Origin of the sequence: Collinsella aerofaciens (genome assembly GCF_028207065.1) — a bacterium.
Classification (GTDB): domain Bacteria; phylum Actinomycetota; class Coriobacteriia; order Coriobacteriales; family Coriobacteriaceae; genus Collinsella; species Collinsella aerofaciens_AR.
Genome location: NZ_JAQLFP010000009.1, coordinates 52486 through 70003, shown reverse-complemented (window position 1 = coordinate 70003; position 17518 = coordinate 52486). Strand labels below are relative to the sequence as shown.

Here is a 17518-nt window from a genome sequence, read left to right as displayed (position 1 = left end):
TTGTTTTGAGAAGTGGGCTTCGCGAACTTCTCAAAACAAAGTATGCCTCCCCGGCCCTCGCCCGTATTACCCCGCTGGGCGAGCCATAGACGCCGCGTACCGATAGGGTGAGGTGGAGGCTTGAAATTGGTGCTATATTCAGCTTGAGTTGTTAAATGTTAGTAGGAGAGGCTGATATGGGGCTGTTCAAGAAGAAAAACCCGCAGGATGCCTTTGATCCCGATGTGTTTACCATCACGGATACGATTTTGGACCCGCCGCGGTTTACGTTTTTGCCGGCTATCTACCAGGATGCCACGCGTCGCAAGTGGGCCGTACATCAGCGCGGCGGCGAGCCGAAGATTTTTGACTATGCGGACGTGTTGCAGTGCGAAGTGGCCGAGGCGGGCGATCCGGAGGCCGATGAAGCGGTCTCTAAACAGGAATTTGCCCAGCGTATTCTGGCAAATCCCGCTAAGGCGGCAAAAATGAACGCAGCCAAGCGTAATATGTGTCTTGGTATGGGCGTTGTTGTGGCGGTTCAGACGGGAAAAGACGAGGTTTCCAAATTAGAGATTCCCGTTATGACCGACGAAGTCAAACGCGATTCAAGCCTATATAAGTCGTATCGGAATGTCGCCGAGAAGATCAAGGCCGAATTTGATGCCATGGGAGGGCTGGTCTAGTTTTGGCGGCATACGTTTCTGAATGAGGAGTCTGTGCAATGGCAGGCGAATCTTATGCAATTCCCCCTAAAGATCGTGCTGTTGAGGGAATTCTATGGTATATCCAGCACCATCAGCTTGCCGGCGGCGATCGCCTGCCGGCCGAGCGCGTGCTGTGCGAAGAGATCGGCGTTTCGCGTACGGCGTTGCGCGCCGGTATCACGCGGCTCATCTCGTGCGGAACGCTCGAGAGCCGTCGCGGATCGGGTACGTATGTGTGTCCTCCTAAGCCGCTGAACATCTTCCAGGAAACGTATAACTTTTCCGATGCCGTGCGGACTGCCGGCCTGCATCCCTCTTCTCGTCTGGTTTCCACCGAGACCATCGAGGCGGATAAGACGCTTGCCGACAAGCTTGGGGTGGCTATAGGCGCTCCTTTGCTCCGCATGCAGCGCGTTCGACTTATTGAGGGCGAGCCGGCGTCAATCGAGACGGCTCACGTTAATCTGTCCCTGTGCCCATCGCTTCCCGAGCACGATTTTGAGTGCGAGAGCCTTTACGATGTCTTGCTCAAAGAAGGTGGCGTGCGTGTTGAGCATGGACGTGAGCATATCTCCATCTCGCGTTTGAACGCCGAAGAGGCCGAGCTGCTCCAACAAGAAGAGGGAACGCCGGTGTTCTATGAGAGCACGATGGAATTTGATAAGGACATGTGTTTTGTGGAGCATTGCAAATCGGTGATTTTGCCCACAAAGTTCCGCTTTGCCGACAACGGCGAAAAGAACGGCATGAGGAGCGTGGCAGGTGAACAATGGCTGAAACAGTAGATGCCACCCCGGTTTATATGCGCATTCGACGCCGCATCGAGGAGCGTATCGAGCGCGGTATATATCCCACGGGTTCCATGATTCCGTCCGAAAAAGACCTCGCCGAGGAATTCGGTACGACACGCTTGACCATCCGAAGTGCTGTCGATGAGCTGGTTCGGCGTGGGCAGATTCGACGCGTCCGCGGAAAAGGCGCGTTTGTGGCACAGAAGGTGCCCGTTGCCTACGAGCGAACGGGAGGCTTTCGCGAATCGGTTCGTGCTTCGGGCGGCGAGCCGTCCGTTCGTATCCTCGCGCGTTCCAAGCGTTATGCGGGCCCATATTATGCCAACCTGTTTGGCATTGCCGAGGATGATTTGCTGTATTCGATTCGGCGTTTGAACTGCGTCAACGGCGATCCCGTATCGATTGAGACGGCGTTCATCCCGTGCCTACTGTTTCCCACAATCGAAGATATTGACGTGTCGGTCTTCAGTTTGTACGAGACCTATGAGATGTTGGGCCGAAAGCCGGTCATGGCGCAGGAAAAGCTCGATATCGAAGCGCTGGGCGCGCGAGATGCCGGCCTGCTTGGACTGGAGCAGGGCGATCTTGCCTTGACGCTGGAGTGCGTGAGCTTCGATGCGAGCGGCCAGGCGATCGAGTACGTCAAGTCGTTTAACCGCGGCGATGCGGGTGGATATACCTATACGTACTAGCTGGTTTTTTGCATAACGGGCTGAAAAACTGACGGAATTTTGATTCGTTGAGCAGACTACATATACAACCTTACATGGCTCAAAATCGACCGTTCGCCGATGGGGATAAATTAATCGACAAAGAGGTATCAAAAAGCCGTAACCTGTAACTGTGATTGGTATCAAATACTAATGATTTGTTACGAGGTGAGACGATGAAGATGCTCGATTACGTTCAGCTTGCCCATGTGCGTATGGGAGCGAACCTCGAGCGTTCGTCTGAGCTGGTAGCGCAGCTCGTTGATATTATCCAGTCCGGTTCTTTTGACGCGCTGCGCATCGTTGCTTCGGGTTCGTCGCGCCATGCCGCCGATTGCGCCCGAGATTACCTGCAAGATGCGCTGCAGATGCAGGTGTCCGTTGTGACGCCCGAGGCCTTCGTCGATTTTGAACACACCTATCCGCAGCATGCGCTCAACATCGCCGTCTCGCAGAGTGGCTATTCGACCAATACGATTGCAGCGCTCGATTACATGCGTGCACACGATATGGCAGCTGTTGCGCTCACGGCAAACGTCGAGGCGCCCATCAAGGGGCACACTGATATCGTTCTTGACTACGGTGTGGGCGTCGAGTCGGTGGACTTTGTGACGCTGGGCGTCGAGGTCCTCGTTGAGTACCTGGTGCTCTTTGGTATTTACGGCGGTCAGGCGCGCGGAACGATTGACGCCAAGGGCGTTGCCCAGCGTTTAGACGACCTGCGCGAGGCTATCCATGCCAATGCCGTGATGTGCAAGACCGCCGAGGCATATGTCCAAGACCGCATGCTCGAGCTTTCTGAGCACATGCCCGCCATGGTCGTCGGCAACGGCCCCAACTATGGCGTTGCCGAAGAGGCGGCCCTCAAGCTGAGCGAGACCATCAAGATTCCTGCCATGCATCACGAGGGCGAGGATTTCGTCCACGGTCCCGAGATGCAGATCGTTCCGGGTTATCTGGTGTTTATCGTCGACGATCCGCAGGGGTCGGAGCGTCTTGCGAATATCGCCGATGCGCTATCGAACGTTACGGCAAAAACGGTGCTGCTCACGGCCCATCCCAGGGGTAAGGCTCACGAGGTTGCGGTGCCTCAGGTGGCTCCGCTGCTCAGCGCAATTCCAAATCTTGTGTTCTTCCAGACGATTGCGGCCATAATCGCCGAGCGTCTGAAGTCATGGGACGTGCACCCGTATCTCGATGCCGTCTCCAAGCAAATGGAGGTCAAGGCAGAGGGCTACGAAGAGTCAGTCAATGCGCTTAAGGCCAAAGCGGCTGAGTGTTACGGAATGTAAGCGGGTTTTGATGCCCGTTGGCATGGGGGATGTGGAGACAACCCCAGAAAGGAGAGACAAATGAAGGAAACCGAGAAGATCGAGATCATGCATTTCGACCAGGAGGGCTACCTCGAGGACGGCAAGGCGCTCTACGAGACCGGCAAGAAGATGACCGCGCTCGCCGACAAGGTCGCCGACGAGGGCTACGACGCCGTGTTCCTGATGGGCGTCGGCGGCACCTGGGACGAGCTCATGCAGCTCGAGTACCTCATGAACAAGTTCGGCGACCGCGACCTCGAGGTCTACCTGATCCACGCCGCCGAGTGGAACGTCATGGGCCACAAGCGCATGACCGAGAAGTCCGTCGTGCTCACCGCCTCCGAGTCCGGCACCACCCCCGAGGTCCTCGAGGCCGTCAAGAAGATGAAGGACATGGGCGTGCGCGTCTACGCCATGACCAAGCCCGAGGGCCCCATCGGCCAGGCTGTGGGTGCCGAGAACTGCGTCGCCATGGCTTCTGACCATGGTTCGGGCGGCTGCGAGAAGGGCTACTACCTCGCCGACTGCTTCGGCCTGCGCCTGCTCAACCGCCGCGGCTGCTTCCCCAAGTTTGACCTGTTTATCGAGCAGACCAAGGATATCTGGAAGGACATGCTCGATATCCGCAAGCGCTTCGAGCCGCGCGCCGAGGAGCTCGCCAAGAAGTACGCCCTGGCCCCCTACACCATGTTCATCGGCTCCGGCGCCCTGTGGGGCGAGACGATCCTGTTCTCGATGTGCATCCTCGAGGAGATGCAGTGGAAGCGCACCCGCTACATCACCTCGGCCGACTTCTTCCACGGCACCCTCGAGCTCGTGGAGCCCGGCGTCCCCGTGTTCCTGTTCATGGGCGAGGACGAGAACCGCAAGCTCGACGAGCGCGTCCGCGCGTTCCTGACCCGCGGCGTGACCGGCGACACCGACATCAACATCATCGACACCGCCGAGTTCGCGATCCCCGGCCTTGACGACGAGTTCCGCGTCATCGTGTCTCCGTGGATCCTCTCCTCGCTGATCACCGATCGCCTTGCCGCTTACTACGAGACGGTCACCAAGCACAACCTCAACTACCGTCGCTACTATCACCAGTTCGATTACTAATCGGCGACAAATTAGCTACTGATCAAGAAGCACCCTGCCCGGGCGCATGCGTCCGGGCATTTTTATGCCGAAGTTCGCAAGAAAGGGGAATCGAATGAGGCAGTTTATCGTTGCATCCCATGCTCATTTTGCGTCCGGAATCGTCGAGAGCATTGGGCTACTCTCGGGCGAGCGCGAGAACGTCCATGCGCTGTCTATGTATGTCGACGGAAACGAGGACCTGGTCAAGGAGGCCGCAGCGATTCTGGACGGCTTTGCCGCGGACGATGAGGTCGTCGTTTGCACCGACCTCTTTGGCGGCAGCGTCAACAACGAGTTCACCAAGATCGCCCAGACGCGCCCCAACACGCACCTGGTGACCAATATGAATCTGCCGCTCCTTATTCAGCTGCTGTTCGTGCCCGACTCCACCCCGATCGATGAGGCCATTCGCCAGATCGTCGAGGCGGACGACACCAAGGTCAAGTACGTCAACGACCTGCTGGGGCAGGCCGAACTCGATGAGTTTTAATCGTTAGGAGCACATCATGATTCAGATGATTCGCGTGGACTATCGACTGCTTCACGGCCAGGTTGCCGTTAGCTGGACCTCGGCTCTGGGTGCCGACTGCATCCTGTTAGTGAGCGACACGGTCCTCAACGACAAGCTTCGTCTGCAGGCCCTGTCCCTTGCAAAGCCCGAAGGATGCAAGGTCGTCGTCAAAAACACCGAGGATGCCGTCAAGGCGCTCCAGAGCGGTGTGACCGACAAGTACAAGCTCTTCGTGGTTTGCGAGACGATCCAACAGGCCGGTGCCGTCGCCAGGGCGATGGGCGTCAAGAAGATCAACCTCGGCAATGTGGCCTTTAGCGAGGATGCCCGCCAGGTCTCGACGAGCGTATTCCTTACGCCCGAGAACGAGGCCTACGTGAAGGAGCTACTCGGCGAGGGCTATGAGCTGTTCATTCAGATGATTCCGGCGGATGCGAAGACTGATGCCGCAAAGGTCATCGGTTAGGGGCTGTCATGGTTATCAAGACGATCCTGATTTTCCTGATTGCCCTTTTGGGCTATTCCGAGTGGCTGACCGGTACGAGTTACCTTCAGCGCCCCATTGTGCTCGGACCGTTGGTCGGCCTTGTCATGGGCGATGTGGTGACCGGCACCATTATGGGCGCCACGATGGAGCTTGCCATGGTCGGTGCCATCTCGGTCGGTGCGTATAACCCGCCCGATACGATTTCCGGAACCATTCTGGGCGTGTCGCTTGCCATGCAGGCCGGCGCGGACGCTTCGGCGGCCCTGACCCTGGGCATTCCCATCGCAACGATCGTCCTGGCGCTCGATACGGCCCTGGGCCAGCCGGTCATGCTGCTGCTGGTGCACCGTATCGACAAAAACGTCGAGGACGGAGACACCAAGGCCATCACGCGCAACATGCTCATCGCCGGTTACGCGCAGAGCTGGTGCGGCCTGCTGATCATTCCCCTGGCATTCTTCTTTGGCGCCGATGCTGTTGCCAGCCTGCTCAACATCATCCCCGATTTCGTTCAGACCGGCATGGATGTCGCCGCCGCCTTCTTGCCCGCACTCGGCTTTGCGATGCTGGCGCAGATGATTATGAACAAAACAGTGGCTCCGTTCTTCTTCGCTGGCTTCTTCCTCGTCGCCTACTTTGGCATTAGCACGACTGGCGTGGCGATCTTTGCCGCGATTATCGCCGTCGCGATGACGGTTTTGGGTGACAAGAAAAAGGCGGAGCAGCCCGCAGCGGCAACCGAGGATCCTGCGATTGGGAGTGGGTTCGATGAGTTTTAAGTTTGAGTCTTCTTACGACGGGCTGATTTCCCGCGCAGACCTTAAGAAGCTGTTCTGGCGCTCGATTCCCTATGAGCATTCCTGGAACTACGAGCGTATGGGCCATATCGGCTTTATGTGGGCCCTTATGCCGATCCTTCGCAAGCTGTATCCGCAGGATGCGGACTTTAAGGCCGCACTCAAGCGCCATATGGAGCTCTATAACGTCACGCCGTATATCTCGACGCTTCCCATGTCCATTGCTGCCGCAATGGAAGAAGTCAACGCCACCGAAGATAACTTTGACACGAGCGCGATCTCTAATGTCAAGCTTGCTTTGATGGGACCGCTGTCCGGCGTGGGCGATGCCTTCTACTGGGGTACGCTGCGAATTTTGGCAACGGGTGTCGGCACGTCGCTGGCGCTGCAGGGCTCTATTCTTGGCCCGATTTTGTTCCTGCTCGTGTTCAACGTCCCCCACTACATCATCCGTTACCTGCTGACGTTTGTGGGATATCGCTTTGGCTCGGACATGATCAGCAAGGTCCAGGAATCGGGCATTATGGACACGATCGTCAAGATGGCCTCTATCATGGGCGCCATGGTGATCGGCGCTATGACCATGGAGATGGTCACCGTGGACATTCCGCTCATGGTCGGCGCGGGCGATGGCGCTCAGACGCTCGCCGAGCTGCTCAACGGAATCTTCCCGGGCTTTGTCACGATGGGGCTGTTTGGAATTGTCTATCTCATGCTCAAGAAGAAGATGAATCCGCTGCTCATCATGCTCGTGATCCTACTCGTGAGTATCGCCGGCGCGTTCTTTGGAGTGCTTGGTGTTCAGTAGGGCATCCGTCATAATTAAAACAATGTAAGAGGGGGCGTCGCGCACATTGTGCTGCGGCGCCCTTTTGCCGAAAGGTGGACAAGATGGAGTATCCGCAGCTTGCCGTCATGAATATCAGCCATCGTTATTTTGACCTTGAGGAATTCTTTTCCTCGGCTGCGGCCTCGGGCTACACGTGTTGCGAACTTTGGACCGGGGCGATGCATCTGTATGTCGATTGCCATGGATACGATTCGCTCGAGCAGGTGCGGGAGCTGTCACAGCGGTATGGGGTTCGGATTGTGGGGCTTTGTCCCGAACAGAACAACCCCAAGCCGTGGAATATCGCGGCGCGCGGGAATGAGGCGCGTGCCCGCACGCTCGCGTACTTTAAGAACGTTGTGGATATCGCGGCGGAACTTGGAGCCGAGCAGGTCATGGTCTCGAGTGGCTGGGCATTTTTGAACGAGCCGATCGAGGATGCGTGGGGTCGCAGCGCCTCGATGCTGCGCGCGATTGCCGAGCATGCGGGAGCGCGCGGCGTGCGACTGGTGCTCGAGGCTCTACAACCGGTTGAGTCGATAATCGTGAACTCGGCGGCCGACACGAAGCGCATGATTGAGGCAGTTGATCATCCGGCACTTAAGGCGTGTCTGGATATGGGCGCCATGGCGGTGGCGGGGGATACCATCGACGATTATTTCGATCTGCTTGGCGATGATGTCGCCCACGTGCATTTTGTCGATGTTGCGGCAGATGGCACGACGCATCTTGCCTGGGGTGACGGCGACCGCGATATGCGCGCCGACCTGGATAGGCTGGTGGCGCGCGGCTATCGCGGAGTTGTTTCGGCCGAGACCTATGACGGGCGCTATTTTGCCGACCCCGCGGCTGCCGATGCGCAGGTAATGGCAGAGTATCGTCGTGCGATTGGCGCCTAAGTGGGGTTGGGTTGCGGCAATCCGCTCCTATGTTTCCAAATGAATACGGTGTGAGCGGCTGCGACGCATTTTCCCCGCAAGCACTCTAGTATGCTAAAGTACCCAGAAGACCGGCGGAGCTATGCCGGTTTTTCGTTCTATATGAAACACAGCATGAGGAGGCTCACCAGATGACGGCCACACCGTGGGGATTCCGGGACATATTGCCCGAGGAGGCTCAGGCGCGCGAGGAGATCGCATGTACGGTGAAGGGCTGCTTCAGGGAGCATCATTACCTTCCGGTCGAGACGCCTCTGCTCGAGGACAAGGGTTCGCTCGAGGAAGGCGGCCGCATCGCGGATACGCCGTTTAAGCTCTTTGACGATGATGGCCGCCTACTGGTGGTCCGTCCCGACAACACGTTGCCGATCGTGCGCCTGGTTTCGACCCGCATGCACGCTGCCGACCTGCCCCTGCGCCTGCGCTATGAGGCGCCGGTGGTTCGCGAGTGCCAGCGCAATGCCGGTGGCTCGCGTCAGTTTACGCAGCTGGGCTTTGAGCTTATCGGTGCGGGCGATACCGCGGGCGATGTCGAGATTGTCTCGCTCGTGGCCGAGGCCGTGCGCGAGCTGGCGCTGCCCGATGCGCGCATTATCGCAGGTAGCGTGCGGCCGTTTAAGGAGCTGCTCGCGGCGTGCGAGGATCGCGAGCTGGCCGCCGAGGCCTTGCGCTGCGTGCACGCCAACGACTTTGTGGGCCTCGATGCCCGCGTGGCGGCAAGCGTCGAGTCCGATGCCGTCAAGGCCGCCATTAGCGAGCTGCCGCGTCTGCACGGCGGTGCCGAGGTACTCGACCGCGTGGACGCGCTGCTGGAGGCCGCCGGTATCGTCGCGCCGCTGACGCGCGAGCTGCGTGCCCTGGTCGAGGGCCTGGCACCCGAGGACGCCCAGGTGCAGTCGTTCGACTTCTCTATCATGAACTCTTTCGATTACTACACGGGCTTGGTCTTTAAGGCCTATGCCGGCGGCTTGCCCGATCCGGTCGGTTCGGGCGGACGCTATGACTCCATCTTTACCGGCGCATTTGGCGACGGTATCGAGGTGCCGGCGGCGGGCTTCGCCTTTTCGCTCGAGCGCTTGGAGGCCGCGCGCACCTCGGCCGAGGATGCCGCTTCCGATGGCGACCATGCCGCGGGCCGTGGCGCCGAGGGCCCGCTGCGCATCGCCGTGCCCAAGGGCTCGCTTAAGGCCGACACGCTCGACGTGCTCGAGGACGCGGGTCTGGACGTCTCTGAGCTGCGTGATCCCGGCCGTCACCTGATCGTGCGCGGCCGCGACACGCGTGCCGGCGAGGGCGCGGTCGGCGATATCGAGTTTGTCATCGTGCGCCCCAGCGATGCGCCCGCCTTTGTGGGCTGCGGCGGTGCCGATTGCGGCATCTGCGGTTGGGACTCGCTCATCGAGGCCGACCTCAACCTGCTGCAGCTGGTCGATCTGGGCTACGGCCTGTGCACCTTTATCGAGGCGGAGCCCGCGTGGCGCGCTGGCCAGGCCGAGCGCAACTATGCCCGTCGCGGGTCGCTTCGCGTGGCCACCAAGTATCCGCGCATCGCGAGCGCCTGGTATGCCGAGCGCGGCGTGAACGCCGACATCGTCTCGCTGCACGGCAACATCGAGCTGGGCCCCATTGTCGGCATGACCGATCGCATCGTGGATATTACCGCCACGGGCGCCACGCTGCGCGATAACGACCTCGTTATTACTGGCCGCATCATGGACTGCACGGCCCGCTTCTTTGTCAATCCGGGTGCTGCGCGCCTGGATCCGCGTGTGCGCAACCTGGCCGATCGCCTGGCTGCTGCCGTGAAGGACAAGCATTTTGAGCCCGTCGCGGGCTCGGCACAATAGCGCGAGCGTGCACGGGCGCCCCAACGTACGGGCTGCGGGCCGATTGGCGCCGCCGCCCGGCCTCTCGTTTTTCGAACACAACCTCGACCGATAGGGGATACCGATATGAAGACCATCAAGCTTGCTCCCGGTGAGCGCCTTGTTACCAACCAGCTCAACCGCAAGGGTGTGCTGCCGCAAAACATCGTCGACGCCGCCCGCGATATCGTGGCCAACGTGCGTGCTAACGGCGATGCCGCGGTGTGCGATTACTGTCAGCGTTTTGACGGTGTTGAGCTGCAGAGCTTCCGCCTGCCGCAAGAGCAGATCGATGCCGCGCTTGAGGGCCTCGACCCGGCCTTTGTCGCCGCGCTCGAGAAGGCCGCGCGTCAGATTCGCGAGTTCCACCAGCGCGAGGTCGAGCAGAGCTGGTTTACCACGCGTGCGGACGGCACGATGCTCGGCGTTAAGGTGACCCCGCTCGCGGCGGCCGGCATCTACGTGCCGGGCGGTCGCGCGCAGTATCCCTCCACCGTGCTCATGAATGCCATTCCCGCCAAGGTCGCCGGCGTCAAGCGCGTGGTTATGGTGACCCCGCCGCAAAAGGACGGCCTTATCAGCCCCTACACGCTCGCCGCGGCAAAGCTCGGCGGAGTGGACGAAATCTATATGGTGGGCGGCGCCCAGGCCGTGGCCGCGCTGGCGTACGGCACCGAGACCATTCCGCGCGTCGACAAGATTACCGGTCCGGGCAACGCCTTTGTTGCCGCTGCCAAGCAGATTGTCTCGGGCGACGTGGGTATCGACATGGTCGCCGGTCCCTCCGAGGTCTGCGTGCTGGCCGATGCCTCGGCCAAACCTATGGTGGTCGCGGCCGACCTGATGGCGCAGGCCGAGCACGATCCGCTGGCAGCCTGCTATCTGGTGACCTGCGACGAGCAGTTTGCGCGCGAGGTCGAGGCCGGCATCGACATCCTGGTGGCGCAGTCCCCGCGCGCCGAGATCACGCGCGCCTCGCTCGATAACGAGGGCACCATCGTGGTTGCCGCCGACATGGCTGCCGCCGTCGAGGCGGTGAACACCGTGGCGCCCGAGCACCTGGAGCTGCATTGCAAGGACGCGATGGGCCTGCTCGGCGGCATTCGCAACGCCGGCGCCATCTTTGTGGGCGCTTGGAGCTCCGAGCCGCTCGGCGATTACGTCGCCGGCCCCAACCACACGCTGCCGACCGGCGGCACGGCCATGTTCTCCAACCCGCTTTCGGTCGAAGAGTTCGTTAAGCGCTCGAGCGTCATTTGCTATACGCCCGAAGGTCTGCCCTCCGACGCTCCTGCTACGCAGCGTCTGGCCGAGGCTGAGGGCCTGTGGGCACACGCGCTTTCCGCCGCTCTGCGTCGCCGTGTGCTGGAGCGGGGCGAGGATGCCGTGAGTGCCGAGTCGCTGGCCGCGGCCGACCTGACTAAGGTTGCCTGGCCGGGCGACGCCGTGGCGACGGTCGCCGAGGGCGTGGACCTGACGGCGGCTGCGGGCGCGGATGGCGCCGGTGTGACCGGTGGGGAGGCCTAAATGGCCGAACTCACGCCGCGCATGAAGGAGCTCGTCCAGCCCTATCTGGCAGGCATCGAGCCCTACGATCCCAACTTTACGCCCACGCGCATCAACCTTTCGGCAAACGAGAACACCTACCCCGTGCCGGCCGGCGTGCGCGAGGCGGTTGATGCGGCGCTTGCCTCCACGCCGCTCAACCGCTATCCCGACCCCATGTCCAACGACCTGCGCGACGAGCTTGCCGCTTGGCATGGCGTGACGCGCGAGAATATCTGCGTGGGCAACGGCGGTGACGAGCTGCTCTATAACTGTCTGCTGGCGTTTGGCGGCGCGGGGAGGACCCTGCTCAACTGCCCGCCGTGCTTTAGCGAGTATGCGTTCTTTGCGTCTCTGTGCCAGACTGAAGTGCGCGATGTGTGGCGCGACCCGGCGACCTTTGAGCTCGACCAAGCGGCTGTGCTCGCGGCGGCGCCCGAGTGCAACCTGGCAATCGTGACCTCGCCCAATAATCCCACGGGCGATGTGGTGTCGCTCGACTTTGTCGCGGCCCTGTGCGATGCATGCCCCGGCATGGTGATGGTCGACGAGGCCTACGTTGAGTTTGCCGACGATTCGTTTGGCGCGGCCACCACGGCGCAGGGGCTTATCGCCGAGCATCCCAACCTGGTGATTCTGCATACGTTGTCCAAGGCGTTTGGCGCTGCCGGTACGCGTCTGGGTTACGTGATCGCGGCACCCGAAGTCATCGACGTGTTCGCGGCGATTCGCCAGATCTATTCGGTCAATGTGCTGAGCCAGGCGGCGGCGCTTGCCTGCGTGCGTGCCCGCGATGCGTACGCGCCCGTGGTGGCACAGGTCGCATCCGAGCGCGAGCGCGAGCTGTGCGCCCTGCGCGCAATGGCTGCCGAGGGCCTGCCCGTGGAGGTATGGCCGAGCGCGGCGAACTTTGTGCTCGTGCGCACGCCGCATGCCACGCGCGTGCGCGAGCGTCTGCGCGACGAGTATTCAATTTTGGTGCGCGACTTTAGCTACGCGCCGGGGCTCGCGGACTGCCTGCGCATTACCGTGGGTACCCCGCAAGAAAACGACGAGGTGCTGGCCGCGTTTGCCGCGCTGGTGAAGGAGGAGATGTAGATGGACCGCTATGCCGAGGTAACCCGCAAGACGGGCGAGACCGACATTGTCGTAAAGCTCGACCTGGACGGATCTGGCGTGTGCGATATCTCGACCGGCGTGCCGTTTTTCGACCACATGCTCAACGCCTTTGGCCGCCATGGCCTGTTCGATTTGACGGTGCATGCGGTAGGCGACGTTGAGGTCGACGCGCACCACACCGTCGAGGACACGGGCATTGTGCTGGGCGAGGCGTTTTGCCACGCGCTGGGCGACAAAGCGGGTATTACGCGCTTTGCCGACGCGGCGATTGCCATGGACGAGACGCTCGTGATGGCCGCCGTGGATATTTCGGGTCGCGGGCAGGCCTATTGCGAACTGCCCGTGCCGACTGAGCGCGTGGGCAGCTTTGATACCGAGCTGGCCGTCGAGTTCTTCTACGCCTTTGCGCGCGATGCCAAACTCACGCTGCACGTGCGCGAGCTGGCGGGCGGCAACTCACATCACATTATCGAGGCTGCCTTTAAGGCCGTGGGCCGCACAATGCGCCACGCCTGCGAGCTCGATTCCCGCGTGCAGGGCATCCCCAGTACCAAGGGCTCACTGTAACCGTCACAAGGGTAAAACCACCACGAAGATGCCTGTCCCCTTTGTGGTGGTTTTGGATGATGAGAAGTGGAGGGGTCGCGTGGGCGAACCGAAGATCGTGGTGGTCGACTACCACAAGGGTAACTTGTCGAGCGTTGTGCGCGGGCTTGCGCGTGCCGGTGCTGCCGCCTGTACGTCGGACGACCCGGAGCAGATCCGCGGCGCCGACGGCCTGGTTATCCCGGGCGTAGGCGCGTTCTATGACGCGATTGCCTTTATGCGCCAGAGTGGCGAGGCGGACGCGGTGCTCGACGCCGTTGCCGCCGGAACTCCGCTGCTCGGCATCTGCCTGGGTCTTCAGCTATTTTTTGAGCGCGGCAACGAGGGCGTGCCTGCGGACGAGGGCGTGGTCGCGGACGACAGCGCCTCCGAGCAGGCTGGTGGTCCCTGGGTCGATGGCCTGGGCATTATGCGCGGTTCGTGCACGCGCTTGGAGTCGAGCCGCCTGAAGGTGCCGCACGTGGGCTGGGACCAGGTGCACATGACGCCTGCCGGTGCGGCCGATCCGCTGCTTGCCGGTTTTGCCGAGGGTGCCAACATGTACTTCACCCACAGCTACGCGGTGGCAGACGACGCCGATGCCGCCAATGTGCTGGCGCGCACGCACTACACGCGGAGCTTCCCGTGCATCGTGCGCCATGGCAACGTGTGGGGCTGCCAGTTCCATCCCGAGAAATCCTCCGCGCTGGGTCAGCGCATCCTTAAGAACTTCGTCAACATCGTCGAGGAGGTTGGCCGATGATCCTGTTTCCCGCAATCGATCTGATCGGCGGCAAGGTTGTGCGCCTGGAGCGCGGCGACCGCAGCCGCTGCAAGGTATATTCCGACGACCCCGTGGCCGTCGCCCGCTCGTTTGCCGAGCAGGGCGCGAGCTGGGTGCACGTCGTTGACCTGTCCGCTGCCTTTGGCGAGGACGAGGACAAGTGCGCTGCCAACTCGGCGGCGATTAAGGCCATCTGCGGCGTCGACGGTCTGTCCGTGGACGTGGGCGGCGGCGTTCGCTCGCTCGCACGCATCGACGAGCTGGCCGGCTATGGTGCTCGTCGTATTGCGCTGGGCACCGTGCTGGTGACCGAGCCGGGTTTTGCCGAGGTGGCGGCCCAAGGCTTTGGCGAGCTGCTGGTCGCCGATATTGCCGCGCGCGACGGCCAGGTTAAGGTGAATGGCTGGCGCGACGGCGCGGGCGTGGCGCTCGACGATGCCGTGGCGCAGCTTACCGAGCTGGGCTTTAAGCATCTGGTGTATACCGACATCGCGCGCGATGGCATGCAGACGGGCATCGATGTGGCGGCGTATCGCCATGTGGCCGAGGTCGCGGGATTTCCCGTCGTGGCTTCGGGCGGCATCTCGACGCTAGACGACATCCGCGCGCTGGCCGCGGTGGGCGAGGGCGCGATTGAAGGCGCCATTACCGGCCGTGCGCTCTACGAGGGCAACTTTACGCTGGTGCAGGCGCTGGCCGCCGCCCGAGGGGAGGAGTAGCCCATGCTTACCAAGCGCGTGATTCCCTGCCTAGACGTCAAGGACGGCCGTGTGGTCAAGGGCGTCAACTTTGTGAGCCTGCGCGATGCGGGCGACCCGGTGGAGCTGGCACGTGCCTACGACCGCGAGGGTGCGGACGAGGTCGTCTTCCTGGACATTACCGCCACGAGCGACAACCGCGCGACGACTATCGAGATGGCAGCGCACGCGGCCGAGGAGCTGGCCATTCCCTATACCGTGGGCGGCGGCTTTCGCGACTTGGCGGGCATGCGGACCATGGTTGCCGCCGGTGCCGACAAGGTGTCGCTCAACTCGGCGGCCGTGCGCGACCCGTCGCTGATTAGCCAGGCTGCCGCGGCGTTTGGCAGCCAGGCCGTGGTCGTGGCGATTGATGCCAAGCGCGTGGGCCTGCCCGGTCAGCCGGATGCCGACAAGTGGGAGGTCTTCACGGCGGGCGGTCGCAACGCCACGGGTATCGATGCGGTGGCGTGGGCCGAGGAAGCGGCTCGTCGCGGCGCCGGTGAGATCTTGCTCACCAGCATGGATCGCGACGGCACCAAGGCTGGCTTCGACCTGGCACTCACCCGCGCCGTGGCGCGCGCGGTGCCGATCCCGGTGATCGCAAGCGGCGGCGTGGGCACGCTCGAGCATTTTGCCGAGGGCGTGATCGAGGGCGAGGCCGACGCCGTGCTGGCAGCAAGCGTCTTTCACTTTGGAACCTTCAGCATTCGCCAGGTCAAGGAGTATATGGCCAGCCAGGGAATACCTGTGAGATTGGATTTTTAAATGGAGCAAGTGACAACCGCGGCAGAGCTTAAATACGACGCCCGTGGGCTCATTCCTTGTGTGGTTCAGCAATATGACACCGGCGAGGTGCTTATGGTTGCTTGGATGAACGAGGAATCGGTGGGGCTGACGCTCAAGACCGGGACCACGTGGTTTTGGAGTCGCAGCCGTCAGGAGCTCTGGAACAAGGGCGCGACGAGTGGCAACATGCAGGAGGTCAAGGAGCTCTGGGCCGACTGCGATAGCGATACGCTGCTGGTCAAGGTGGACTCACCGGGCCCGGCCTGCCATACCGGCAACCGTACCTGCTTCTTTAAGCGCGTGGAAGGGGGAGTGCGATGAAAGTCGTGACGCCGTTCGAGGTCGCCGAATGCAACACCGAGCTCCTCCGCGCGGGCGTGCCATGCCGCGTGCACCTGACTGATGCCTGCGGGGCGCAGTCGCTTTGGCTCGAGGCCGAGAAGGAAAGGCTCAATGAGGCCCATGCCGTCATCGTCGAGTTCTTTGAGAAAAAGGGCGCAAAGCCTCGGTTCGATGAGACCGGTACCTACTTTACGCTGCAGTAACGAGAGGAAATAACCATGGGAGTCAGAACAGCTAACGTGCAGCCGGGAAATATCGGCGAGACGCTGACGGGTCTGGCCGAGGTGATTCACGGTCGTCGCGATGCGTCGCCACAGGAGAGCTACACCGCCCGTCTGCTGACCGACGTCGAGGACGAGCTGCTCAAGAAGCTTGCCGAGGAGGCGAGCGAGGTGATCATGGCCTGCAAGGATAACGACCACGATCACATTCGCTACGAGGCCGGCGACCTGATCTACCACCTGCTCGTGACGCTCGAGCGCTACGGCATCACCCTCGACGAACTGGCCGGCGAACTCAACGCCCGCCGCCACTAGTCATTGGGGACGTTCTTAAACGACTAGTTAGGCGAGGGGCGTGGATTCCCATTCGCCGGTGGGGTGGGGGATATCGAAGGCCCGGTAGCCGCAGTCGTAGGCGTGGGCCTGGGCCTCGCGGATGTTCCAGCAGATGTCGCAGGCGCGGTGCGCGTCCGAGCCAAAGGTGATGGGCACCTCGGCATGGGCGAAGCGGCGCAACAGCCCGGTCGCGGGGTAGTAATCGTCGAGCCCCTTGCGCGGTGCGGCGGTCGAGACCTCAACGCGGCGACCCGTATCGTGGGCGCATTCGGCCATCTGCTCCCAAAACGGCGCGGGGTCAAAGTCGGGTGCAAAGCCGTCCTTCGAAAAGCGCATGACCAGGTCGGGATGGGCCATCGCGTCAAAGTTGAGTGAGCTTTCGCAAGCACGGCACCAGTCGTCGACGTAGCACTCCCACACGCCGCGCACGCCTAAGTTTTCCCAAACATGCAAGTTGGTATCGTCGTCGATCCAACCGCAAAGGGAATCGGGTGTATCGGGGCGCGCGACGTCCTCTGTCCCTGCCGTGCCCGCGGCGCCTGCCGCAATATCGCCCGGGTTGCCAATCCAGTGCACGCTGCCCAGACGTACGACGGCGCCCTGGGACCAGTGCTCTACCAAGGGCTCGCAGCCCTCGTACCAATCGCATTCAAAACCGTAGATAAAGGTGAGCTCCGGCGCAATCTGCGCGGCGAGTTTGCGGGCGTCCTCAAAGGCCAAACGATGTGCCGGCAAGTCGCCCTCGACGACCTGCACCTCGCAGTTAGCATCCATACTGGCGGGCAGGGTAAGGTGGTCGGTCGAGACCATGACGCGGCAGCCGGCGGCAGCAGCGGCACGGACGTTGTCCTCGAACGAGGCGTGCCCGTCCGAGAACGAGGTATGAGTATGGCAATCGACCAGCGGGCAGGCGGGCATGGCGACTCCTTTGCATTTGGTGAATCCGCTCCATTGTAATGGTGCAGCTCTCAACACGCCGCGCACGCCGGGGGTCGAAATCGATCGGAAAGG

21 protein-coding genes are annotated in these 17518 nt (G+C 61.6%); 20 read left to right on the top strand and 1 reads right to left on the bottom strand.

All coding sequences use genetic code 11. The features are described from left to right. Window positions 1-176 precede the first annotated feature (176 nt). The 20 genes from PMX72_RS04195 to hisE all read left to right on the top strand — a co-directional run bounded on the left by PMX72_RS04195 (window position 177) and on the right by hisE (window position 16486). The gene (locus PMX72_RS04195) at window positions 177-665 is read left to right on the top strand and encodes a hypothetical protein (protein WP_128620544.1); all 489 of its coding nucleotides are present in this window, start codon (window positions 177-179) and stop codon (window positions 663-665) included. 38 nt (window positions 666-703) lie between these two features. Then, the gene (locus PMX72_RS04190) at window positions 704-1471 is read left to right on the top strand and encodes a GntR family transcriptional regulator (protein ID WP_128620545.1); all 768 of its coding nucleotides are present in this window, start codon (window positions 704-706) and stop codon (window positions 1469-1471) included. Further along, the gene (locus PMX72_RS04185; protein ID WP_099432289.1) at window positions 1456-2169 is read left to right on the top strand and encodes a GntR family transcriptional regulator; all 714 of its coding nucleotides are present in this window, start codon (window positions 1456-1458) and stop codon (window positions 2167-2169) included. Before PMX72_RS04190 ends, PMX72_RS04185 begins: the two co-directional genes overlap by 16 nt. Window positions 2170-2363: 194 nt before the next feature. Beyond that, window positions 2364-3479 (top strand): SIS domain-containing protein, encoded by a 1116-nt coding sequence (locus PMX72_RS04180; protein WP_271728945.1) that lies wholly within the window; start codon window positions 2364-2366, stop codon window positions 3477-3479. 60 nt (window positions 3480-3539) lie between these two features. Further along, window positions 3540-4601 carry an SIS domain-containing protein gene (locus PMX72_RS04175; RefSeq protein ID WP_271728944.1) on the top strand — a complete coding sequence of 354 codons (1062 nt, stop codon included), beginning with the start codon at window positions 3540-3542 and terminating at the stop codon, window positions 4599-4601. A gap of 94 nt (window positions 4602-4695) precedes the next feature. Continuing rightward, window positions 4696-5112 (top strand): PTS sugar transporter subunit IIA, encoded by a 417-nt coding sequence (locus PMX72_RS04170; RefSeq protein WP_118259874.1) that lies wholly within the window; start codon window positions 4696-4698, stop codon window positions 5110-5112. 16 nt (window positions 5113-5128) lie between these two features. Next, a complete protein-coding gene (locus tag PMX72_RS04165; protein ID WP_128620779.1) occupies window positions 5129-5599 on the top strand; it encodes a PTS sugar transporter subunit IIB in 471 nt (156 codons plus the stop codon). An 8-nt stretch (window positions 5600-5607) separates the two neighbouring features. Continuing rightward, the gene (locus PMX72_RS04160) at window positions 5608-6399 is read left to right on the top strand and encodes a PTS mannose/fructose/sorbose/N-acetylgalactosamine transporter subunit IIC (RefSeq protein WP_128620780.1); all 792 of its coding nucleotides are present in this window, start codon (window positions 5608-5610) and stop codon (window positions 6397-6399) included. Then, window positions 6389-7225, top strand: coding sequence for a PTS system mannose/fructose/sorbose family transporter subunit IID (locus PMX72_RS04155; RefSeq protein ID WP_099432276.1), 837 nt, complete (start codon window positions 6389-6391; stop codon window positions 7223-7225). The genes PMX72_RS04160 and PMX72_RS04155 overlap by 11 nt, the downstream gene beginning before the upstream one ends. A gap of 83 nt (window positions 7226-7308) precedes the next feature. Next, a complete protein-coding gene (locus PMX72_RS04150; RefSeq protein WP_128620781.1) occupies window positions 7309-8145 on the top strand; it encodes a sugar phosphate isomerase/epimerase family protein in 837 nt (278 codons plus the stop codon). Between the two features lie 170 nt (window positions 8146-8315). After that, window positions 8316-10031: an ATP phosphoribosyltransferase gene (gene hisG, locus PMX72_RS04145; protein ID WP_271728943.1), complete on the top strand. Its 1716-nt coding sequence runs from the start codon at window positions 8316-8318 to the stop codon at window positions 10029-10031. A 105-nt stretch (window positions 10032-10136) separates the two neighbouring features. Beyond that, window positions 10137-11576 carry a histidinol dehydrogenase gene (hisD, locus tag PMX72_RS04140; RefSeq protein ID WP_271746171.1) on the top strand — a complete coding sequence of 480 codons (1440 nt, stop codon included), beginning with the start codon at window positions 10137-10139 and terminating at the stop codon, window positions 11574-11576. Next, complete coding sequence (hisC, locus tag PMX72_RS04135; RefSeq protein WP_271728941.1) at window positions 11577-12692, top strand: histidinol-phosphate transaminase; 1116 nt, start codon at window positions 11577-11579, stop codon at window positions 12690-12692. It abuts the gene before it with no gap. Next, on the top strand, window positions 12693-13280 hold the full coding sequence (gene hisB, locus PMX72_RS04130) for an imidazoleglycerol-phosphate dehydratase HisB (protein ID WP_271728940.1): 588 nt from the start codon (window positions 12693-12695) through the stop codon (window positions 13278-13280). A gap of 79 nt (window positions 13281-13359) precedes the next feature. Next, window positions 13360-14061, top strand: a complete 702-nt coding sequence (hisH, locus tag PMX72_RS04125) for an imidazole glycerol phosphate synthase subunit HisH (RefSeq protein WP_233540581.1) — start codon at window positions 13360-13362, stop codon at window positions 14059-14061. Beyond that, window positions 14058-14801 carry a 1-(5-phosphoribosyl)-5-[(5-phosphoribosylamino)methylideneamino]imidazole-4-carboxamide isomerase gene (locus tag PMX72_RS04120; RefSeq protein ID WP_117785993.1) on the top strand — a complete coding sequence of 248 codons (744 nt, stop codon included), beginning with the start codon at window positions 14058-14060 and terminating at the stop codon, window positions 14799-14801. The genes hisH and PMX72_RS04120 overlap by 4 nt, the downstream gene beginning before the upstream one ends. 3 nt (window positions 14802-14804) lie before the next feature. Continuing rightward, window positions 14805-15587, top strand: coding sequence for an imidazole glycerol phosphate synthase subunit HisF (hisF, locus tag PMX72_RS04115; protein ID WP_117759418.1), 783 nt, complete (start codon window positions 14805-14807; stop codon window positions 15585-15587). Then, on the top strand, window positions 15588-15929 hold the full coding sequence (gene hisI, locus PMX72_RS04110) for a phosphoribosyl-AMP cyclohydrolase (RefSeq protein WP_271728939.1): 342 nt from the start codon (window positions 15588-15590) through the stop codon (window positions 15927-15929). Continuing rightward, window positions 15926-16153 carry an RDAC family protein gene (locus PMX72_RS04105; RefSeq protein ID WP_117772820.1) on the top strand — a complete coding sequence of 76 codons (228 nt, stop codon included), beginning with the start codon at window positions 15926-15928 and terminating at the stop codon, window positions 16151-16153. Before hisI ends, PMX72_RS04105 begins: the two co-directional genes overlap by 4 nt. A gap of 15 nt (window positions 16154-16168) precedes the next feature. Next, the gene (gene hisE / locus PMX72_RS04100; RefSeq protein WP_117583614.1) at window positions 16169-16486 is read left to right on the top strand and encodes a phosphoribosyl-ATP diphosphatase; all 318 of its coding nucleotides are present in this window, start codon (window positions 16169-16171) and stop codon (window positions 16484-16486) included. Window positions 16487-16513: 27 nt separating this feature from the next. Here the strand turns inward: hisE and PMX72_RS04095 are convergent, their stop codons facing one another. Next, complete coding sequence (locus PMX72_RS04095) at window positions 16514-17425, bottom strand: PHP domain-containing protein (RefSeq protein WP_117767024.1); 912 nt, start codon at window positions 17423-17425, stop codon at window positions 16514-16516. Window positions 17426-17518 lie beyond the last annotated feature (93 nt).